The organism is Pseudomonas sp. 28 E 9, assembly GCF_900004785.1.
GTDB classification, from domain to species: domain Bacteria; phylum Pseudomonadota; class Gammaproteobacteria; order Pseudomonadales; family Pseudomonadaceae; genus Aquipseudomonas; species Aquipseudomonas orientalis_A.
This window is the reverse complement of sequence record NZ_CVTK01000042.1, coordinates 94212-114646: the sequence shown is the minus strand read 5'-3', so window position 1 is coordinate 114646 and position 20435 is coordinate 94212. Positions and strand designations below refer to the sequence as shown.

Genomic DNA, 20435 nt, shown 5'->3' with positions numbered 1-20435 from the left:
CGTTATGCAAGCTGTCATGAACCCGAAGTATCCAGGGCTCAGTGTGCGCGTCGCCGATGAAGGCTTCGACGCTTATGTATGGGGCAATGACTTCAGCTTCGAGGTCAGTGCCTATGGTGTGCCGCAGATGGACAAGCGTGTCGATCAGTGGCCGCTCGAACGCATCCTGCCGTACCGCAAGTGCTACGGCATCGACCCGGAAGAATTCGCCAGCTTTCGCAACGCGCCCGACAGCGCGATCTTCATGGCCTATCTGGATGATCGTGCCGTCGGACACGTCGTGGTCAGTACCAACTGGAACGGCTTTGCCCACGTTGACGAGCTGGCGGTGGCGCTGCCTGCACGGCGTCACGGTGTCGCCAAGGCGCTGTTGGATGTGGCGCAGTTCTGGGCACGCAAGAAAAACCTGCCGGGCATGATGCTTGAAACCCAGAACAACAACCTCGGTGCCTGTCGCCTGTATGAGCGTAGCGGGTATGTCATGGGGGGCATCGATCAACTGCGCTATCGCGGAATCGACCCGCAAACCCGTGAAGTGGCGATTTTCTGGTATCGGCTGTTCAAGACTGAAGTCGGCTCGATCTGAGGCGGCGTCTACACGGGTTTCATGTCGTTGGACAGCAGGTTTTCGGCCTTGTGGGTCACGATCTCCAGCAATGCGCTCAGGGCCGGTGACGGGGCTGCGCCGTACAGGGTCAGTGCATACAGGTTGACACAGATCGGTGGTGAAATCGGGCACACATCCAGCCCCGCGTCCCGTGCACCGAAGGCGGTGAACGGGTCGACCACCGCCAGGCCTTCGCCCGCCTCGACCATGCTGCGCATCATCTGGTACGTCTGCACCCGCGTCTGCACCACCGGCAGTGGGCGCAGGGCTTGCAGCTTGGCGTCCAGCAGGCGGCTCAACGGGTCCTGGCCCTCCAGGCCAATCATCGACTGCCCGGCCAGATCCTGCAGCGCGATGTACTTCTGCCTGGGTTTGAGCCAGCCATGGGGGGCGAGCAATTGCAGTTTGCCCTGGGCCAGTACGTTGCCTTGAATGTGCGGGTGCTCCGGATCGTGCAGGCTCAGGCCCACATCGGTTTCATGCAGCAACAGGCTGCGCACGATTTCCCGGGTCGGCTGGCTCGACAGGTTGCACGGCGTGTCCTGGAAGCGTCGGCGCAGCAGGGCGATGCTCTGTGGCAACAACTGGTTTGCCAGCGGCGGGGTGCACAGCACGCGCAAGGTCGGCGCGTGATGGTGTTTCAAGCGGCTGGCCAGGCGCTGTATCGGCTCCAGCGCTTCGTACAGGGGCGCGATCTGCGTCTGCAACTCCAGGGTTTCACGGGTGGCTTGCAGGCGCCCGCGGACACTGGCAAACAGCATGAAGCCCAGTTGCAGCTCGGCATCCCTGAGGGTGGCGTCTACCTCGCCCACGGGCAGTTGCAGCCACTCGGCGGCCGTGCCGAGGTGCCCGGTCTGCAAGATGGCCTGAATCACTTCGATATGACGTAAACGCATGGCCGGAGTCTATGTGCAGCGCGTTGGGGATTCAATGGCGCAGGCCTTTGTGCGCAAAAAAGACTGCGAGCGTCGCCCCGGTCTATGGCGTTGCGTCACGACCCTACTAGAATGCGGTGTCTGATCAGCAACGACCAATGCCGGTGACCCGGTACTTACAACAAAAACAGGTCTGGTCTCAAATGCCTCTACCCTCGACGCTCTTCGGGGTAACGGCCAAGCAACTCCTGGTCCTGGTGACCGTGGGGTGCATGGCGGCTTACTTCTTCAATAATCACGCCGAACACGCACCGGAGGACCTCGCACTTGAAGCGTTTATTCGCTCCCAGGAACAGGTCGGCGAGCAGGTGGGCGCCGTGTTGGGTATCACGTTGATCAGGCAGGTGCAGGCCTATCCCGCTTACGACCGGCCGGGCTACACGCGCTCGATGTATGCGGTTGAGGGGGAGAGGGGGCAGGTGGTGGTAACGCTCAAGCAAGGTGAGCAGGGCATTGAGGTGACGCAAATCCATAGCCCGTAGCAACCCCGGCCCGGTCGCCTGGACCGGACAGGAGGTCAGGGCCAAGTCTTATGAGGCGAGGGTGGTCTTCGATTCGCGTACGAGGATGGTGCCCGACTGAACCAATCTGAACTCATCACCCTCCAGCTTCTCCATCCGGTCGCCAATGGCCAGCTTGTAGGTGGTGGTAGGCGCCGAGCCAGCCAGGTCGCCGTGCGCCGGGTTGGATTCCTGGAACTCATGCACCGAATACACGCGGCCTTCCGCGTCTCTGGCATGAAACTGTCCGACTAGTACTGCTGCCATCTGTTTAGAACCTCTGGAGATAAACACTCGATTTGCGGTTCTGTAGACCGTCAGGGAGCGGGGTAGTTTACCTATAAGAAAAAAATACTATTCGTTTAACGTTTCAGACATTTCCCACACATGGGATTGCGCATCAACCTGTGCGGCATTCTCAAAACCCGCTGGTGCACGCGCAATGAAATCTTTATAACTACAGGCTCCTTTAGTCAGACGTCGGGAAACCTCAATGAGCAAGGTCTACACGATTGCCGTCCTGGTTGGCAGCTTGAGAAAAGACTCGATCAACCGCAAAGTCGCCTTGGCACTGGCCGAGTTGGCGCCTGCCAACCTGAAGCTGAACATTGTTGAAATTGGCGATTTGCCGCTCTACAACGAGGACATAGACGGGCCGGGCGCGCCGCAAGCCTACAGCACTTTCCGGCAACAGGTGAGTTCATCCGACGCGGTGTTGTTCGTGACGCCCGAATACAACCGTTCCGTGCCGGCGCCGTTGAAGAATGCCATCGATGTCGGGTCCCGTCCGTATGGGCAGAGTGCCTGGAGCGGCAAGCCCGGCGCGATCATCAGCGTATCGCCAGGCGCCATTGGTGGCTTTGGTGCCAACCATCACCTGCGCCAGTCCCTGGTGTTTCTTGATGTGTGGTGCATGCAACAGCCTGAAGCCTACCTGGGCGGAGCGGGCAGCGTGTTCGATGAGGCCGGCAAGCTGTCGGAAAAAACCCGGCCGTTCCTGCAGGCGTTTATCGATGCCTTCGGCAAATGGGTCGAAAAACAACAGGGCTGAATCGGACCATGAGTGCGGGGGCGGGAGGGGTTTGCCCCTCCCGCCGCTGGATCAGCGCAGCCAGTTGGTGCGCGCCAGCTCGATCACTTCATCGCCACGCCCGCTCATTACCGCCTTGAGCATATACAGGCTGAACCCCTTGGCCTGTTCGAGTTTGATCGTCGGCGGCATCACCAACTCCTGGGTGGCCGTCACCACATCCACCAGCACCGGGCCGTTGTGGGCCAGCGCTTGGCGCAGGGCCGGCTCCAGATCTTCGGATTGTTCAACGCGAATCCCCAGGATCCCCATGGCATTGGACATGGCCGCGAAATCCGGGTTTTTCAGCTCGGTGCCCGTGTCCAGATAGCCTGCGGCCTTCATCTCCATGGCGACGAAACCCAGTGATGCGTTATTGAACACGATCACTTTGACGGGCAGGTTCAATTGCGCCAGCGAAATGAAGTCCCCCATCAACATGGTGAAACCGCCGTCACCCGACATCGAGATGACCTGCCGACCCGGGAACGCCGCCTGCGCGCCGATGGCCTGGGGCATGGCGTTGGCCATGGAACCGTGGTTGAACGAGCCGATCAGGCGGCGCTTGCCGTTCATCTTCAGGTAGCGCGCGGCCCATACGGTCGGTGAACCGACATCGGCGGTGAAGATCGCATCATCATCGGCCAGCTCGCTGAGCAGGCGTGCCACGTATTGAGGGTGGATCGGTCGATCCGCCTTGGACGGTTGCGCCAGGTCATCCAGGCCCTGGCGCGCTTTCTCGTAATGCTTGAGGGAAGTTTCGAGGAAGCTGCGATCGGTCTTGCGGGTCAGGCGCGGCAACAGCGCGCCGATGGTCTCACTGACATCGGCGGCGATGCCCAGGTCCAGGGTGGCGCGTCGGCCCAGGGCCTGGGGGTCGCGGTCAACCTGGATAATTCTGGCGTCGGTCGGATAGAACTGACGGTAAGGGAAGTCGGTGCCGAGCATGATCAGCGTGTCGCAGTCGAGCATCGCGTGGTAGCCGGAGCTGAAACCGATCAGGCCGGTCATGCCCACATCGAACGGGTTATCCCACTCCACATGCTCCTTGCCGCGAAGCGCATGCACCACCGGCGCGCCGAGGGCGTCGGCCAACGCCACCACCTGGTCATGGGCACCGGCGCAACCGCTGCCGCACAGCAGCGTGACTTTCTCGCTGCTCTGGAGCATATCGCTCAAGCGCTGCAAGTCGGCCTCGGCCGGCAATGTGCGCGGTGCATGCAGCGCCGGCCAGGGCTTGAGCTTGTCGTCTACCTCCAGCAGCGACACGTCTCCCGGAATCACCACCACCGCCACGCCCCGATTGAGGATCGCCGAGCGCATGGCGCGATGCAGCACCTGGGGCATCTGCTCGGGGTTGCTCACCAGCTCGATAAAGTGGCTGCATTCCTTGAACAGTTCCTGGGGATGGGTTTCCTGAAAATAATTCAGGCCGATCTCCGAGGACGGAATCTGCGCAGCAATCGCCAGTACCGGCACATGGTTGCGATGGCAGTCGAACAGACCATTGATCAAATGCAGGTTGCCCGGCCCGCAACTGCCGGCACACACGGTCAGCTCCCCGGTGGCGGCGGCCTCGGCGCCGGCGGCGAACGCGGCCACTTCTTCGTGGCGCACATGCATCCACTCGATGCTGTCCATGCTGCGCAGGGCGTCGGTGAGCCCATTGAGGCTATCGCCGGTCAGGCCCCAGATGCGCTTGATGCCGGCCTGTTCAAGGGTGGTCGCCAGCTGCTGGGCCAGGTTGATTTTCGCCATGAAGCACTCCAATCGTCAGTGAGGTTGAAAAACTGCTGATCAGTAGGGGACAGTTCAATCACGGCGAATGCTCCGCGTTTAATGTGAAGATTGCGTCATGCTGGCGTGGTCAGTGAATCAAACCTGCACCAGCCCTAGCCAGCGCCAGACCACTTTTTCATTGTCTACGCGCGGCATCGGGGTGGCGTATTCAAATAGCCTCTCGGTACCGGGCTTGTAGTCGCATACCCATTTGCCCGGATAAGGACAGGCTTCGCCGCTGCGCGCGCGCATGCCGCTGACGGTCCACAGCCAGCGCACGTTCTGGCTTTCATGCCACGGTAGGCGTTCATTCAGTTGGACGGTGCACTCAACGCAGCGATCCGCCTCCATTTCCCAGCGACCGGCGCGCGGAGCGGGTTCGCCACTTTGGGCATGTCGGGCTGGCTCTGGGGGTGTTTGATCGGGATCGCGCTGCCACAGTGCCAGGCTGTCACTGGATTGCTGGGGGAGCGCTGGCAGCATTTCGCCTTGCTTGAACTCGCGGCGCGAATCAGCGACGCCGGGCACAAGCCACCAGCCGGCTTGAGTGCACGGCATGCCTGCAACCAGGTTGAGCGGCTGGGAGGCTTGAGCGGGGGCGGGCGGCTTTGGCTTGATCAATCGCGATGCTGATGTCGGCCAGTCGCTGTTGGCATCGAAGCGTGCCATCCAGCGTCGGCTGTCGGCGTCGGTGAAGCGCTCATTCGGGTCGCCGTCCCATTGGCCGAAGCCCAGTAAGCCCAGGTCGTCGTAGCGAATGGGCTTGAGCAGCTTGTTCAAGCGCATGGGCAGTTCGGGCACGCCGTGTTCGACGGGGTAAAGCTCGGGCTGTTCACCCAGCTCGATCCATTGGCCGCTGTGCAGTTCGGTGATGCTGATGCGGGGGTGGGCGAGTGCTTCACGTATCTGTTCACGGGTCAGGTCGAGTTTTTCGCGCCAGTGATCGGCCAGCAGGAAGGCCCAGGTGGGAGGGCGGATGCCGTTGGGTAGTTCGTCGTCCATGCCATAGGCGTAGTCGATATCAAGTCCGTAGAACGCTGGTGTAAGCGCTCTTTCCCAGGAGGTGACTTCCGCCCGCGTGCCATATTCCATTGGGTTGGCCATGGCGAAACCACTGTAGACCTGATGGGCCTTGAGCAGGTCAATGGTCTTGAGCACGAACTGACGCCAGGCATCACGATTGTCCAGCCACCATTGCCAGCGGTAATAAAAGACAATCCAGGAGTAAGCAGGAGTTCTTCCGTTACTTGCGTGCCGGCTACGCCAGAAGTGGCCCGATGTGGTGGGTGAGCTGGCATGGTTTGCTTCGTCGGTAAACCAGAATTCGAAGTAATCGTTGGCGTCGACATCCATCACTTGCACGCGAAGATCGGGTTCTTCCTCGGGATAAGGGTGAGGACGATCTGTGTCTTCATGCATGGTCATGGTGTAAGGATGACCAAGCAGTTGTTCGAAGGCTTCATGGATATCCACCATCAGCAGGGCGGCATCACGAGGGTTGTCGGGGGTGAAGTAGAAGCTAATGAAGGGGCTGACGCTATGACGGGCTACCTCATCAGTACCCCAGTCGGTGTTGGGCCACTCTTTAAGCTCTGCTATAAACTCATCACGCTCTTCTTCATCAAATAGTCTATGAGTGGTACTCACGTCTATCTCCTGTTTTTGTTGCCTTTAATTGTTGAGCTGTTCTTCTCATCTGCTGCGAAACCAACGCAGTCCTCCGGTACCCTAAGCAGCGCCACTTTTTCCTTGCCAATTTTCTCCGGGTTTATTCCCGACTCAGGTGTCATGAGGGCTACATACCTTTTCATTTGTTTTGAAACTGCCCAATCCCCCGGAAACTTGATCTCCACCGCCGCAAACACATTCTCGGTTTCAAACGGCTCCTGCCGGTACTCAACGACCACCAGGTCCGGCGCAAGCAAGCCCTTGGGCCGCGGCCAAAAAGGTTGCACGGCACTTCCAAAGCGCTTGGGCCGCGTGGACGGATCACCCAACAACGCCTTCCTGCTGTTGCCGTTGTAGTTGGGTTCCGCCTTGAGCGGGCTGCGCCACGCCAGCGCTTCGTCCACGGCCTCAAAAAACAACGAGGCGGTGAACTGCTTGAGGGCGATCTCGATGGTGGTTTGCACCGAATTGCCGGCGATTTTCTTGCGGATACGACGCGGCACCTTGATCGGCATCTGCAGCGCAACGGTGCAGACCTGACTGATCGCCGGGCGAAAAGGCACCTTGCGTTCGATGTACTCCTTGAACGTGATGTTCTCCTGGCCTCGTCGGGAAACCGTGCTGTTGCCGCCGCGATCCACCACGGCAAAGGTCGAACTCTTGACCTCGATTTCGCGGGTCATCGCTTCAATGGTGGCGCGAAGGGTTTGCTTGATCTGCTTTCTGCGCTCGGCAATCTGCAAGGCGAGCTGGGCCAGTTCGGCGGCGGTCTTGGTGTTTTCGAAGGCTTGATTGGCACGATAGGCGCGGTAGGCACCGTCGATAATCCGAGCGACAGCGGGGGCTAGGGGGCCGGGCATCAGTCGAGGTCTCCCCTGTGTTGATCCAGAAAGTCGTCGGGGAAAATAGCGGCGGCTTCGATGGATGAGCCTTCATCATCGAGGGCCATCAGATACGACTGCCAGGTCTCGGTGATTTGCTGGTCGTCGCGCATGATGGCCTTGTGGGCCTGCACGGGTCTGGATGCCTCGGTCACCGTCCACTCAGTTGCGCCCAAGGGACAGGTCAGGCCTTCGGCAAGGAGTGCCGCGCCATCGGTGATGCGATATCGATAGCCCGCAAAAGCACGTTGATCGTTTTTAAGTAATGTGTAGCGTCCCAGGAAGGCTCCTGGCGGTATCGGAGGTTGTGCTGGAATGCCCAGGGGATTGCCCGTACCGACCGAATCTGTGGCCACAGGGCCTTTGATCCTGATGGCCAGTCCATCGAGCGTAATGCCATTGCCATCGATCGTGATGCTGCCGCCGGGCGCTCTCAGCACAAGGCGCTCGCCCGACGCCACATCGAACACTCGGGTTTTTTGCTCAATGCGTTGTCCTGCCCGGAGGTGGTAACGGTTGCCCACGGTTTGCTCAACGTTGCCGCCAATCTGAACGTCATGGTCAGCAGCAATCCTGTCATGTCGATTGTTGGAGATTTCTTCGACTCGATTCCCGCCAATGCTGATGTGATGGTTGCGCCCCAGGTTGTCTGTTCGATCACGGCCCACTTCCAGATGCACGTCCTGAACGACCACAACGTGCTCGTCGTTGCCAACGCGTTCGCTGCGGTCACGACCGATCTCAATACGCTCGTTATGCTCGACCTTTTCGCTTCGGTCGTTACCCACGAAAGTGGTGGTGTTGTGCTTGATGTGAACGTTCTTGTCTTTTTCGGCATGGATAAACACTTCTTCCTGGCCGAGTTCATCTTCAAAGCGCAGCTCATTGAAGCCAGAGCCTTTATGCGTACGGCTTTTGATGGTCATGCGTGTTTTGTGTTTGGGCAGTTCATACGGCGGCAGATTGGTCTCGCGGTATGCACGGCCGGTGGCAATCGGCTGGTCCGGGTCGCCGTCGAGATAGCTGATGATCAGTTCCTGCCCGACTCGCGGTATCGCCATCGCGCCCCAGGTCGCCCCGGCCCAGCCTTGGGCCACACGAATCCAGCACGAACTCTGATCGTTGTTTTTGTCCGCGCGGTCCCATGGGAACTGCACCTTGACCCGGCCCCATTCATCGCAATAAATCTCCTCACCTGGCGGCCCAACCACCGTCGCGACCTGCGGGCCGTCGATGCGGGGTTTGTCACGTGGCGGCGCTTTCCAATCGGAGGTCCAGCGGATGGCGCTGGCGGTCATTTCATAAGAGGTGCCGTGGTCGCTGCCGAACGTCTCTTCCTCCAGGCTGGTGTGCTGTTTGCCTTCGTGGGTGACGGCAATGGTGCGCCAACGGTCGTTGAAGTCTTCGCGGGGATGCTCGTTGAGATCGAACGCCAGCCCCGGTTGCAGGCGTGCATCGTCACCGGCCAGGTGCGCGAGTTTGGCGTCATTGCGTAGCGCGGTCAGCCGGGTCTTGGTGAAGGGCTTGCCGGCAATATCGCGTTTGTAGCGGCCGGGGTAGTCGTAGCGTTCGTAGTCCTTGTGCTGGTTGTTCAGGTCCTGGTCGCCGGTGGCGGTGTGCTGTTGGTTGTAGCGCGGGTGGGTGAAGGTGTAGTCGCGCTGTACCTGGCGTGCGGTGCGTACTTGTTCGGTGTAGTGAAAACGGGTCAAAACCGGTTCCGTGGCATCGCCGCCGGCCATGGGTTGGTAGATCACGGGGCAATGTTTGTGCGTGCCGATAGTGCCCAGGCCGCCGACGCGGTCGGTGAGGACGAAGGTGTGGCCGTCGGCGCGGTGTTCGAAGGTGTAGAGCAGGCCTTCTTCGGCGGCGAGGCGGGCGATGAAATCGAGGTCGGTTTCGCCGGCCTGTACGCAGTAGTCGCGGCGTTGATGATCGAAGCAGATTTCGCTGCGCATGTCCGTCAGCCGATGCTCGGCCAGCACGCTGGTGATGATGTCGGGCACGGCCTGGCCCTGGAAGATGCGCCAGTTGGAACGCAGGTTGAAGCGTGCCAGGGTGGGTTCGATTACAGCGGTGTAACGGGTGCGGCGAAAGCCGGTGTCGCCCTGGGTGAACAGGCTGACCAGGCCGTGGACGTAACGCACGGGGGCTTCGCCACGCCAGATGGTGAACAGCCCAGCCAGATCCAGTACGCGATTGAAGTCGATAGCGCAATTGTGGCTGGCTAATTCAAGGGTGAGCTTGAACGGCTGGGACAAGCCTTCTTGAAGGCTGAAGGACACCACATCGAAGGCGTCGCCTTTCAAGGGTTCGAAGGTAAAACGCAGGTCATTTTGGCGTGGCATGGCGGCCTTCCTGGTCGGCTATGACTGAACAAGGCGCTACATCGCGAGGATTTTGTTCAGGGATACCAGCACTTCCTGAGTGATAGCATCCAGGCGAATGGAGTAGATCGTGTAGGCGACCGTCAGCACCACGGCGGCCATGGCCCATGGCGTCCACAGGGGCCAGGTGCGTTTGATTCGGTAGTTGCGCGGCGCGACGTTTTTCAGCGGGTCGGTCAGACGCTTGGGCGTTTCGCCGCGCAGGGGCCGTAATAGGCCGTGCAGTTGGTCGATGATCTTCTGTATTTCGTCATCGCCCTTGGCGTGGGCACCGTATTTGCCCTTCAGGCCGGTGATCAGGCATTGGTACATGAACTCCAACACATGCTGGTATCTGGCCGCTTCGGGAATCATGTTATTCATCACGATGAAGAATCGTTCCCCGCCCCAGGTTTCATGATGAAAGGCGTTGAGGAGCGAGTCCTGGCTCCACTCTGAAGATCTTCCCCATGGAGTACCCATGACCACTTCATCCACTAACAAACAAAGGCTGTAGGAGTAAGCCTTGAGCATGCCGGCGTCGTAGTCGAGCTGGTTGACCTCCTCCATGATTGCAGTGATATGGCTACGCACCGCCTGGTAAAGCGCAGGTACATTGTCATGCTGGTCCAAGCGACGCAGGCGAATAACCAACCCGATAAGGGGGCTGGCCGCATCGCACAAGGGGTTCCATGCCACGCCGCGAATGTCGAATTCGGGGTCCGACAAGAGCGTAGGGATGTCAACCGAGACCGGAGTGTACGGTCTGGTCAGCTGCGCAGGCGCAGTACGGGGTTGAGGGGCTTGGGTGTTGTATGGTTCCGACATGAGGCAGACCCTGTTCTAAGGTACTGCTATTAGAAACTTCGGCTTTATGACTTGTCATGTCGGACGGATTCGCTTCGTTTCGTGGCTCTTGGATGTAAGAAGTATCTCTATTTCAATGCGTTTGATTGGGATGTTAACGACAGTGCCGGGTCTGTCAGGTAATGCCGTAGTTCGTTTGCCAGCTAAGGCCGCATGCTCGCGCGGTACTGCCGCGTACGCCGCGCGGTAAACCACTGGTCACACACCAGCGCCAGCCACGGAGCGGCCTTGGCGTTGGGCAGGCGACCGCGGCTCAGGCGGCGCATCTGGTCGCGCACCAGGGCGAGGGTGGCGAGGGCGGCCAGGGGTTTGCGTTTCCAGTCGATGGGTTTGAGCTGCGGGTTGAGGTCGCGGCCCTCGCGCCAGTGCCTGATCAGTTGCGGCTCGAGGGTCAGGGCGGTGGCGATGCCGGCCATGGCAATGCCGCTGTCGAGCACGTGTTGCACGACGGGCAGACGACGGATACCGCCGGTGACCATCAACGGCATCCTGGCGATCGTGGCCAGTTCCTTGGCGAACTCCAGGAAGTACGCCTCACGGGCCAGGGTGCGGCCGTCCCGTGCTTCGCCCTGCATGGCCGGCGCTTCGTAGCTGCCACCGGACAATTCCAGCAGGTCGATGGGCAGCGGGTTGAGCAGTTCGACCACGGCGCGCGCATCGGCGGCATCGAACCCGCCGCGTTGGAAGTCGGCGGAGTTGAGTTTTACCGCCACGCAAAAGGATGGGCTGACGCTGGCGCGCACGGCGTGGATCACCTCGAGCAGCAGGCGTGGGCGGTTTTCCAGTGAGCCGCCCCAGCGGTCGGTGCGATGGTTGCTCAAGGGTGAGAGAAACTGACTCAGCAGGTAACCGTGGGCACCGTGGATCTGCACCCCGGTGAACCCGGCTTTCTCGGCCAGGCGGGCGCTGGTGGCGAAGCGTTGGATCACGTCCTGGATGTCGTCTTCGGTCATGGCCCTGGGCGTGGCGAACATCCTGGAAAAGCTGCCCAGGTCCAGCGCGATGGCAGACGGCGCCAGTGCCTGTTGGCCCAGATTGGCCATGGTCTGGCGCCCCGGATGGCTGAGCTGCACCCAGAAGTGCACGCCCTTGGCCCGCGCCACATCGGCCCATTCGCGGAAGCTGTCCAGGTGTTGCTCGTTTTCCAGCGCAACGCCACCGGGGCCGGTCATGGCGCGGCGGTCGACCATGACGTTGCCAGTGAGCAGCAGGCCGGGTTCACCCTCGGCCCAGGTCGTGTACAACTGCTTCAATTCGCGAGACGGTGCCTGATTCAGATCAGCCATATTTTCTTCCATCGCCGCCTTGGCGATGCGATTGGAAATAACCTGGCCGTTGGGCAGTTGCAAAGCTTCAAAAGGTGACATGAGTTGACTCCTGAGCGGGGGAGGCCTCAGGCTAAGCTTAAAGTTAACTTTAATGTCAAGCGGGCGTTTCGATGAATATTGGTGAGCTGGCAAAACAGAGCGGGTTGGCGGCGTCACGCATCCGCTTTTATGAGGCTGAGGGGTTGATCAGTCAGGTCGGGCGCCAGGCCAATGGTTATCGGCGCTATGCCCCTGAGGCGCTGCAGACGCTGCAATTGATCCAGAGCGCGCAGCAGGCCGGCTTTACCTTGCAGGAACTCAAGGCGTTGATGCCCGCGCCGGGGGAGCACAAGCGTGATGAGTTGATCGAGGCATTGGAGCGCAAGGTGGCGCAGATCGAGGTGATGCAGGCGCAGTTGGCCCATAGCAAGGCGCAGTTGCTGGGTGTGATTGATGCGGTGCGGGCGCAGCCGGAAGGCGTGCCTTGTTCCATGGGGCAGAAGCAGGTGCTGGCCTCGATTAAGCTGCCATCCTTGTAGGAGCGAGCTTGCTCGCGAAAAACTCACAGGCGCCGCGTTCATTCAGGAAGCACGCGTTATCGTTGAGGTTTTTCGCGAGCAAGCTCGCTCCTACAGTTGGGGCTCAGCGGCGGCGGAACAGTGGTAGCGGCTCGTCCGTTGCCGCCTGGTAGGTCACCGAAAAGTCCTTGAGGCTTTCCAGCGCTTCGTACGGGTCTTTGTCGGCGCGCAAGGCGAAGGCATCGAACCCGCAGCGGCGCAGGTAGAACAGCTGGTCGCGCAGCACATCGCCAATCGCGCGCAATTCGCCTTTGTACCCATAACGTTCACGCAGCAGGCGCGCGTTGGAGTAGTTGCGCCCGTCGGTGAAGGCCGGGAAGTTCAGGGCGATGACCTGGAAATGCTCGACGTCTTCACCGATTTCTTCGGCTTCTTCATCGGCATCCAGCCATACGCCCAGGCCGCCGTCGCGGGCCTTGAGGGCGTGGCCGTGTTCGCGCCACAGCGCCAACGGCACGATCAGGTCGTCGCAGTTGGAGATGCCGTCGAAGCTCGCGTCCTTGGGCAGCAGGTGCCAGGTTTCGTCGAGGACTTCGTTGTTCTTAATGATTCGCTGCATAGACGCGCTCCTTGAACAGGTCGATGCCGATGCGCTGGTAGGTGTCGATGAAACGCTCATCTTCGGTGCGCTGTTCGATGTAGACGTCGATCAGCTTGCCGATCACCTCGGGCATGGCTTCCTGGGCGAAGGATGGGCCGAGGATCTTGCCCAGGCTCGCATCGCGGCTGGCGCTGCCACCCAGGGACACTTGGTAGAATTCTTCGCCTTTCTTGTCCACGCCCAGGATGCCGATGTGGCCGACGTGGTGGTGACCACAGGCGTTCATGCAACCGGAAATGTTCAGGTCCAGCTCGCCGATGTCGAACAGGTAGTCCAGGTCGTCGAAACGGCGCTGGATCGATTCGGCAATCGGGATCGACTTGGCGTTGGCCAGGGAGCAGAAATCGCCGCCCGGGCAGCAGATGATATCGGTCAACAGGCCGATGTTCGGCGTGGCAAAACCACCTTCGCGCAGCTCGCCCCACAGGGTGAACAGCTGGCTCTGCTCGACGTCCGCAAGAATGATGTTCTGCTCGTGGGACGTGCGCAGTTGGCCGAAGCTGTAGCGTTCGGCCAGGTCGGCGACGGCGTCCAGCTGCTTGTCGGTGATGTCGCCAGGGGCCACACCGGTAGGCTTGAGCGATAGGGTCACCGCCACGTAGCCCGGCTGTTTGTGCGCCAGGGTGTTGCGCGTACGCCAGCGGGCAAAGCCCGGATGCTGTTGGTCGAGTGCGGCCAGCTCGGCGTCCTGGTTGGCCAAAGCCTTGTACTCAGGGTCGACGAAGTGCTTGGCGACGCGATGCACTTCGGCTTCGGTCAGGGTGGTCTGGCCGCCGCGCAGGTGTTCCATTTCGGCGTCGACCTTCTGGGCGAATACCTCAGGGGTCAGCGCCTTGACCAGGATCTTGATCCGGGCCTTGTATTTGTTGTCACGACGACCATAGCGGTTGTAGACCCGCAGGATGGCATCGAGGTAGCTCAACAGGTCCTGCCACGGCAGGAACTCGTTGATGAACGCACCGACCACCGGCGTACGGCCCAGGCCACCGCCGACCAGCACGCGGAAACCCAGCTCGCCGGCAGCGTTGTGCACCGGCTCAAGGCCGATATCGTGCACTTCGATGGCGGCGCGGTCCGAGGTCGAGCCATTGATGGCGATCTTGAACTTGCGCGGCAGGTAGGCGAATTCCGGGTGGAAGGTGGTCCACTGGCGGACGATTTCGCACCACGGCCGTGGGTCGATCAACTCGTCGGCGGCGACGCCGGCAAACTGGTCGGTGGTCACGTTGCGCAGGCAGTTACCGCTGGTCTGAATGGCGTGCATCTGCACGGTGGCCAGTTCAGCCAGGATGTCCGGCACGTCTTCCAGGGCCGGCCAGTTGAACTGTACGTTCTGGCGGGTACTGATGTGGGCATAGCCTTTGTCGAAGTCGCGGGCAATCTTGGCCATCATCCGCGCCTGGCGCGAAGTCAGTTGGCCGTAGGGCACGGCCACCCGCAGCATCGGCGCAAAGCGCTGAACATAAAGGCCATTTTGCAGGCGCAGAGGGCGGAACTCTTCTTCGCTCAGTTCACCTGCTAAGTAGCGTCGGGTCTGATCACGGAACTGCTTGACGCGGTCCTCGATGATGCGCTGATCGTATTCGTCGTATACGTACATATAGGTCCTGTTCTCGGCAAATCTGCGCGCACGGCCGCGCACTCCCAACGGAGCCGGCGCACGATACCAGTTTGCGTATATGCGCAAAAGTGATGTTTGGGTATATGTAAATAACCAAACTGACTAATGAGAACCGTTATCACGATACCCACATTTGTCATGCGGGCAATCATGATCTTTACTGTCGTTGAGCCGTGATGCAGTCACCTATAAAACCGACAAGAGGCGATGCGATGAGCAATTCCACCAAAGTGCGTAAACCTGACAGTACCGTGGATGCGTGGGCGATTTTGTTCCTGATCATCCTGGTGGTCGGAACCGCCGTGTTCTGGGTCAGCCACCAGTGAACAAGGGGCGTTGACCGCGCTGCACGTGGCCGCTGCATCACACCCCGGCGAAGTGCAGCACCAGCTTGACGATACCGAACAAGGTCAAGGCAAATACCAGCGTGAACAGAATGCCCAGCGCTACAAAATGGCTGGGCTTGCCGTGGGTGAAATCGCGGGCGCGGTTCTTGCCGCTCTGCACACCGAAGGCCGCCGCGACCACGCTGTGCAGCATCTGCCAGAAGGTCGGTGGTTTGTTATCGATGGGATCGTCCATAGCGCCCTCGTCAGCCAGGTTGTCCTACACAGCATAGACAATCCTTTGGCTATCTCACGCCAGCACCTCCAGCCCGAGGAACAACTCTCGGTCCAACGGGGCTTTGATCTCGGCTTTATCCAGATTGACCACTGCGCGGTTGTCGGCACGCGCCTGTTCGATCAGTTCGCGGCGCGTAAACCGACGCTCTGCCTTGGTTTTCAGATGGCCGAAAGTGGGTTCCAGAGGCGATGTGTCGATGGCCGGGTAATGGAAGTGGGCGTACCACAGGTCGGCGTCTTCGAGCGGCATTGCGGCGCGGATTTTGTCCGTGTCGCGGATCGCGTACTCAGTGAGATAGTCACCGGCCAGCAGTTGAAAGCGCTCGCGCCGCAGGTTGATATCGACAAAACCGTGTTTCCACAAATAGGCGATGTTCGAGGCGTTGGGGCGCTGAAGCTTATACCCCTGGCTGCACAGCTTGTGGGCCAGGCGGTTAACGGTGCGGGCCTCTTCAAGGTATTCGTCGCGCAACGCCTTGGCGGCTGCCTCCTCGGGCCGGTCGCGTTTGAGCTCTTCAGCCAGGGCGTCGAATTTTTCTGCGTGTTGGGTCAGCATGACTTCCCACTCTCGAGGGTTGATGCTTTCGGCGCGCAGGCCCTGCGAGAGTTTTTTCTGTTGGTATTCAATGCTGCGTTCAATCCCGACTCGCTCACTCCTGATGGTGAGCGCTTGTGCCTTGATGGTCTTCAGGGAGCGACGTACCGGCGCAGGCGCAGGCACTCGCGCCGCACTCGCAGGCTTGATCACCTGCCAGAAGCCGCTGTCGGCGTGTTCGTGGTAACTGGCGACGGTTTCGCCGGTGAGAGGGTCGGTTACGTCAACCACGTTGCCGGGGGTATCGGCCCGACCCTGGCGCAACTCGCCCACTACGCTCTTGCTGTCCAGGGTTTTGATCACCCGTCGGTTGGCAGACTTGTGCCGGATGGGTTTGTCGAGGAGGCCCGCCGGAGCGAACCCTTCGTCCACCAGAATCAAGTTGGCCAGTTGGGTATCCAGGCTGGATCGCGCCGCGGCCAAACCTTCCAGAAATTCGTCTCGGTAGTCTTCCCGCACGAAATTGGAGCCCTGTTCTCCCAATGACTTGACCGCGTTTTCCAGTCGTTCATAGCGTTCGAGCACATTCTTGAGCACGTCAATCTGTTCCGCTCGGGAGTAGCCGGAGGTCGTACGCATTTCGGTATGCGCCAGTACGCTGACTGCCGTCTGCGGGTCGTTGAGGTCGCGTACAAAAGGAAATTCGGTCAGGCTTCGGGAGGGGTGGCTGAGGTCGAGGACCAGGTCGATAAGAAATATCAACCTGTGTTGTTTTATGGTGATCGTGGAGATGTATTGGTCGGCGGGCCTTTCATGCAATAAAAACTGACGCAGTACCGGGGATGCCTGTTCCAGAAGCGTCTCCATTTTCCCTGCCGGCTCCAGCATTTGTTTGAGCAAGGCTATTTGCTCTTTCCTGATGGCGAGAATTTCCTGGTAGGCGTCTGCAATGTTTTGGGCGAGTTGGCTATTGGAGCGCTCAGCGAGTTCACTTGCGCTCTCACCGCGCTCGGTTTCAAGGGTGTCCAGGAGTTTTTGCAGCAGGATCTCGTAGTGGGCGCCCGAGGCGTCGTACATGGATTTGACCGCGATATTGCGTCGCCTTTCGTATGCAGGTTCGCTTCTGTCGGCTTCCATCAGTGCTTCGGCTTTGGCGGCGATCTTTTGCATGGTGACCATCGAGGCCTGTGCGTCTTCCAGATAGATATCGAGCGCTGCATTCCACCGCGCCCTTGCGATTGCCGTGGCAAGTCGCCGTTGCTCATGGCGCTCCACGATTTTTTCGCGCAGGCCTGGAACGGTGATGTGCGTGGCGAGCAGTAACCAATCCTTTCTCAGGCCTTCTCTCTGTTTGATCAGGTTTTTACGGGCATCATCCATTGCTGCTTTGCGCCTGATGGAAGGGCCCATCGATTGTACGACTTGTGTGTTGAGCTGCTTCAATTCACCGTTCAGCACCTTCAATCGCTCATTACGGTCGTGGTCGCGTTTACTCAAGCGCTCCCGGGGCATGCCCCCCTCCAGCCGTGCTCCTCGGTCCAGACGCCAGTGCCCTTGGCCATCGCTGACCAATTTGAAACCGGGATGCTGCGGATGTTGCGGATGAACCACATACACCTCGCCGAACCCCGGCACGACGCTGACCTGAAACAGCAGCCCGCCGACGCTGGCATGCCAGGTGCCGTTGATTAGGTACAGCCCCTGGAGTGGGCCGCTTGCCTGAGCGATTGGCAGGTCGTCGGGCCAGGGAACGTGGACGTCGCTCAGCGCCTTGAACAGTTTCGCACTGGCCTGGGGGCTGGCCAGTGAGCGGCTGAAGTCCAGCGCAGTGTGGCCGGAGGCCGGGGGTTCACCGGGTAACGACACGGCGCCATGACGCACCGCAGTGGTGCCGGGTGAGTAGGGCAGCCCAACCGGGCGCCGCCAAGCCGCCAGGTGCAGCCCGCGATCGACTGCTGCGCGCTCCGGCAACGGTTGGCTCGGCCTGCCCGACGGCGTGGCAGCATGCAACAGCACCATCGCGGTGTTGAGCAACAGATCGATCAACGCCAGTTCACGGGTAGTCGGGTCGTCGCTGTCCAGACCTGCCAGATCCTGCTCCAGGCTGGCGACCAGCACCATGAACCAACCCACCAACATGGCGGGTCCCTGTACCAATGGCAACAGCAAGGTATTGAACAGCAACCAGGCGCCTTCCATCGCGATGGCCCAGCGGCTCTCGCTGTTGGAAACCGACTCGCGATCAGCCAGGTCGACCAGTGCCCGTGCGGTGCTGCCATATAAATGGTTCAGCAGTCGGCCGTTGACCTGTGATTGAAGCCACTCTCCAGCGCCTTCATCGATCGCCAGGCTTGCGGAAACAGGTTGCCGGGGCGGGCTGAACTCATCCCCCGGCAGGAAGCGGATGAGGTGGGGTTCTTTGATGCCGTTGTGGTCGTAGATCGGACGGGCCTTGTCGGTCAGCCAGGTCAGCACGCTGTCTTGCAACTCGCCGGGTTCGGCCAGCGCGTCCAGCAGTGCCTGGCGTGTCGGGTATTCATGCAGACAGTCGGTATACAGCGGCTGATACAGCAGGTGCGGGCCAGCACTGGCATCTTTGGGTTCGATGATAAACGCGTTGTTGACTTCATCGGGCTGGGCACCGGGCTTGCGACACAAGGCCAGGGGGCGCAGGACGATTTCATGTCCATCGACAAGCCGGTCGGAGGGCATCTCGCCCATCAACGCTTTCACATAGCGATAACCCGTCACGGTGATGCCATGCTGCTGTCGGATCTTGTATTCCAGTGCCTGCCTCGGCAGCTTGACCTTGAGTTCGCGAGTAAACAGCGTTTCCCGACGCCGCGCGTCGGCACTGTCGGACAGCAGCAGGTCCTTGATTTTTTGAGGGTAGGTGCTGCCTATGTCGACACGCTGAATCAGGCCGGTGCTGCCCAGCAGGTAGTTTTCGTCAAGCCATGTCGGCAGCGCCTGGGCGCCCTTGGTCGAGAGCTTCAGGGTTCCTTTGGGTTTGCCGGCCAGGTTCTTCAGGGCCAGTTGCGTCAGCGACATGTGCACATGGTCGATAATACCGGCGCCTCCCGGATAGCCGGCAGCGACGGAAAAGTCCAGTACCACCTCGTCGGGGTCGAAATCGCCATGATCGATTTGCATCTGCTTGCGCAATGCAGCGCGGCTGAAGCTGTGGATGTTTTCAATGCCCTCGTCGAACGAGCGCCCCTGGTTCTGTCGCAGCACGCTTGCCATGTCCTGTTGGTGCCTGTGGTAGGCAAAACGATCATCGGCGCTGGCTTGCGTGAGCCATTCAGGCAGTTGGTCGACTATCTTCTGCAGGGACGGGGCCGCAGGTGTCTTGACCTGGGTAAAGAAAACCGCCGGGTCCGTGAACGTGTTCAGGCGTTGCTCAAGCGTTTTTTCGTCCTGGCCCTGGAACGTCAGCGCCGCGAGATCTTCCAGCTGCTGATTGAGGATCAGGCCGGCCTGTTGTTCGAACACGTTGCCATCAGGCTCGTTGCGTCTCCAGGTGAGGTGGTCAAACTGGAATTGGCGCTGCATCCTGGCGCCCCAGGCTTCACTGAAGTCCTCGATGGAGGCAAACGCCTCAATCACGCCGTCCACGCTGTACAGCAGAACGGTTTGATCGCGTACCAACAACAGGTCCGGGGTCAGCAGACGTGTTTCTTCTGCGCCTTTGGACAGTGTGCTTTCAATGAAATAGGCATAGGTGGTGGGGGATGAGTGGGGCAGGCGCTCGACTCGCACCGGCCAGGTGGCGACGGCTGTCAGCATGTCCTGCTGGTTTTTGCCCAGGCTTGATTGACCGGCCGCTGCGGCAGTCATTTGGCCGTTGAGAAACTCGCTCAGCCATTGCCAGCGACTGCGGACGTGGCTGTCGATGGCGCTCCAGTAATCAGCCAGGTCGTGCTGGAAATGCAGGTACAGCGAAGCGCGCACCTGGTCGACGATGCCCGCGACGACCTGCATGTCAATAAGGGGTAGCGCTGCAGGCTTGAGGATTGCAGGCGGCCGTTGCGTCAGGTAGTACGGCAGCTCGCGCTTTGAGCGCCAGTCGAGCAGTTGCGGGTCCAGTACCTGCGCGATAGCGACTTCCATCAGCGGTCTGTAGGTATAAGCGCCGGAGGGGGTTGGGCTGGCCAGCTTGACCGCGAGCAGGTCCAGCTCCAGGGACGGGTAGCGCTCCAGAAGGCGGCTGCGCAGCGCATTGAATACCACTGAGTATAAGGCCGGGCGCGTGGCGAAGCGTTGATGGACCGCCTGGGCAGGTAATTGGCCCAGAGGCGTGGAGGTGTTTGGGGTGGGCATGACGAAGTCCTTTCCTGTCCTGAAGTCGATGATGGAGAGGCCATCAGGAAATCGACTTTCGCCATTGGCGGTGCGGTATTCGGATACCGCGAACAGGTCCGAGGCGGCGACCGCTCGCATGCGGTGCCGACCATATATGCACCACCTGGCACCTTGAGCCCCGTGATGTTCTGTCATT

Annotated in this window: 16 protein-coding genes; 4 read left to right on the top strand and 12 right to left on the bottom strand. The window is 60.2% G+C overall.

From position 1 onward, the window contains the following. Window positions 1–4: 4 nt before the first annotated feature. A complete protein-coding gene (locus BFQ00_RS10940; protein WP_065933532.1) occupies window positions 5–586 on the top strand; it encodes a GNAT family N-acetyltransferase in 582 nt (193 codons plus the stop codon). A gap of 8 nt (window positions 587–594) precedes the next feature. Here BFQ00_RS10940 and BFQ00_RS10935 read toward each other — a convergent pair whose 3' ends face one another. Further along, entirely contained in the window at window positions 595–1503 is a 909-nt protein-coding gene (locus BFQ00_RS10935; RefSeq protein ID WP_065933531.1) for a LysR substrate-binding domain-containing protein, read from the bottom strand. A 182-nt stretch (window positions 1504–1685) separates the two neighbouring features. On the opposite strand from BFQ00_RS10935, the gene BFQ00_RS10930 reads away from it, so the two are divergent. Then, a complete protein-coding gene (locus BFQ00_RS10930; protein ID WP_065933568.1) occupies window positions 1686–2024 on the top strand; it encodes a hypothetical protein in 339 nt (112 codons plus the stop codon). Between the two features lie 48 nt (window positions 2025–2072). Here BFQ00_RS10930 and BFQ00_RS10925 read toward each other — a convergent pair whose 3' ends face one another. Next, entirely contained in the window at window positions 2073–2309 is a 237-nt protein-coding gene (locus BFQ00_RS10925) for a hypothetical protein (RefSeq protein WP_065885254.1), read from the bottom strand. A 226-nt stretch (window positions 2310–2535) separates the two neighbouring features. Here BFQ00_RS10925 and BFQ00_RS10920 point away from each other — a divergent pair, with 226 nt between their 5' ends. Beyond that, on the top strand, window positions 2536–3093 hold the full coding sequence (locus BFQ00_RS10920) for an NADPH-dependent FMN reductase (protein WP_065885255.1): 558 nt from the start codon (window positions 2536–2538) through the stop codon (window positions 3091–3093). 51 nt (window positions 3094–3144) lie between these two features. On the opposite strand, the gene poxB is transcribed toward BFQ00_RS10920, so the two are convergent. The 6 genes from poxB to BFQ00_RS10890 all read right to left on the bottom strand — a co-directional run bounded on the left by poxB (window position 3145) and on the right by BFQ00_RS10890 (window position 12036). Continuing rightward, on the bottom strand, window positions 3145–4869 hold the full coding sequence (gene poxB, locus BFQ00_RS10915) for a ubiquinone-dependent pyruvate dehydrogenase (protein WP_065885256.1): 1725 nt from the start codon (window positions 4867–4869) through the stop codon (window positions 3145–3147). A 117-nt stretch (window positions 4870–4986) separates the two neighbouring features. Continuing rightward, on the bottom strand, window positions 4987–6537 hold the full coding sequence (locus tag BFQ00_RS10910; RefSeq protein WP_065933530.1) for a type VI immunity family protein: 1551 nt from the start codon (window positions 6535–6537) through the stop codon (window positions 4987–4989). 2 nt (window positions 6538–6539) lie between these two features. Continuing rightward, a complete protein-coding gene (locus tag BFQ00_RS10905) occupies window positions 6540–7418 on the bottom strand; it encodes a VRR-NUC domain protein (protein ID WP_065933529.1) in 879 nt (292 codons plus the stop codon). Next, complete coding sequence (locus tag BFQ00_RS10900; RefSeq protein ID WP_065933528.1) at window positions 7418–9784, bottom strand: type VI secretion system Vgr family protein; 2367 nt, start codon at window positions 9782–9784, stop codon at window positions 7418–7420. The genes BFQ00_RS10905 and BFQ00_RS10900 overlap by 1 nt, the downstream gene beginning before the upstream one ends. Window positions 9785–9820: 36 nt before the next feature. After that, window positions 9821–10630, bottom strand: coding sequence for a type IVB secretion system protein IcmH/DotU (gene icmH, locus BFQ00_RS10895; protein WP_083227358.1), 810 nt, complete (start codon window positions 10628–10630; stop codon window positions 9821–9823). Window positions 10631–10812: 182 nt separating this feature from the next. Beyond that, a complete protein-coding gene (locus BFQ00_RS10890; protein WP_065933527.1) occupies window positions 10813–12036 on the bottom strand; it encodes an NADH:flavin oxidoreductase/NADH oxidase family protein in 1224 nt (407 codons plus the stop codon). A gap of 71 nt (window positions 12037–12107) precedes the next feature. Here BFQ00_RS10890 and BFQ00_RS10885 point away from each other — a divergent pair, with 71 nt between their 5' ends. Further along, window positions 12108–12515: a MerR family transcriptional regulator gene (locus tag BFQ00_RS10885; RefSeq protein WP_065933526.1), complete on the top strand. Its 408-nt coding sequence runs from the start codon at window positions 12108–12110 to the stop codon at window positions 12513–12515. A 103-nt stretch (window positions 12516–12618) separates the two neighbouring features. Here BFQ00_RS10885 and BFQ00_RS10880 read toward each other — a convergent pair whose 3' ends face one another. From BFQ00_RS10880 to BFQ00_RS10865, 4 genes are all read right to left on the bottom strand, one after another. After that, a complete protein-coding gene (locus BFQ00_RS10880) occupies window positions 12619–13113 on the bottom strand; it encodes a DUF934 domain-containing protein (protein WP_065885257.1) in 495 nt (164 codons plus the stop codon). Further along, window positions 13097–14755 (bottom strand): nitrite/sulfite reductase, encoded by a 1659-nt coding sequence (locus BFQ00_RS10875; RefSeq protein WP_065933525.1) that lies wholly within the window; start codon window positions 14753–14755, stop codon window positions 13097–13099. The genes BFQ00_RS10880 and BFQ00_RS10875 overlap by 17 nt, the downstream gene beginning before the upstream one ends. 384 nt (window positions 14756–15139) lie before the next feature. Further along, on the bottom strand, window positions 15140–15358 hold the full coding sequence (locus tag BFQ00_RS10870) for a DUF2970 domain-containing protein (RefSeq protein WP_065933524.1): 219 nt from the start codon (window positions 15356–15358) through the stop codon (window positions 15140–15142). Between the two features lie 54 nt (window positions 15359–15412). Further along, window positions 15413–20257 (bottom strand): dermonecrotic toxin domain-containing protein, encoded by a 4845-nt coding sequence (locus BFQ00_RS10865; RefSeq protein WP_065933566.1) that lies wholly within the window; start codon window positions 20255–20257, stop codon window positions 15413–15415. Window positions 20258–20435: the final 178 nt, after the last annotated feature.

Excerpts from the sequence above, each read along its gene's own strand:
- BFQ00_RS10940 (WP_065933532.1), top strand. The coding sequence starts at position 5 with ATGCAAGCTGTCATGAACCCGAAGTATCCAGGGCTCAGTGTGCGCGTC.
- BFQ00_RS10935 (WP_065933531.1), bottom strand. The coding sequence starts at position 1,503 with ATGCGTTTACGTCATATCGAAGTGATTCAGGCCATCTTGCAGACCGGG.
- BFQ00_RS10930 (WP_065933568.1), top strand. The coding sequence starts at position 1,686 with ATGCCTCTACCCTCGACGCTCTTCGGGGTAACGGCCAAGCAACTCCTG.
- BFQ00_RS10925 (WP_065885254.1), bottom strand. The coding sequence starts at position 2,309 with ATGGCAGCAGTACTAGTCGGACAGTTTCATGCCAGAGACGCGGAAGGC.
- BFQ00_RS10920 (WP_065885255.1), top strand. The coding sequence starts at position 2,536 with ATGAGCAAGGTCTACACGATTGCCGTCCTGGTTGGCAGCTTGAGAAAA.
- poxB (WP_065885256.1), bottom strand. The coding sequence starts at position 4,869 with ATGGCGAAAATCAACCTGGCCCAGCAGCTGGCGACCACCCTTGAACAG.
- BFQ00_RS10905 (WP_065933529.1), bottom strand. The coding sequence starts at position 7,418 with ATGCCCGGCCCCCTAGCCCCCGCTGTCGCTCGGATTATCGACGGTGCC.
- BFQ00_RS10900 (WP_065933528.1), bottom strand. The coding sequence starts at position 9,784 with ATGCCACGCCAAAATGACCTGCGTTTTACCTTCGAACCCTTGAAAGGC.
- icmH (WP_083227358.1), bottom strand. The coding sequence starts at position 10,630 with ATGTCGGAACCATACAACACCCAAGCCCCTCAACCCCGTACTGCGCCT.
- BFQ00_RS10890 (WP_065933527.1), bottom strand. The coding sequence starts at position 12,036 with ATGTCACCTTTTGAAGCTTTGCAACTGCCCAACGGCCAGGTTATTTCC.
- BFQ00_RS10885 (WP_065933526.1), top strand. The coding sequence starts at position 12,108 with ATGAATATTGGTGAGCTGGCAAAACAGAGCGGGTTGGCGGCGTCACGC.
- BFQ00_RS10880 (WP_065885257.1), bottom strand. The coding sequence starts at position 13,113 with ATGCAGCGAATCATTAAGAACAACGAAGTCCTCGACGAAACCTGGCAC.
- BFQ00_RS10875 (WP_065933525.1), bottom strand. The coding sequence starts at position 14,755 with ATGTACGTATACGACGAATACGATCAGCGCATCATCGAGGACCGCGTC.
- BFQ00_RS10870 (WP_065933524.1), bottom strand. The coding sequence starts at position 15,358 with ATGGACGATCCCATCGATAACAAACCACCGACCTTCTGGCAGATGCTG.
- BFQ00_RS10865 (WP_065933566.1), bottom strand. The coding sequence starts at position 20,257 with ATGCCCACCCCAAACACCTCCACGCCTCTGGGCCAATTACCTGCCCAG.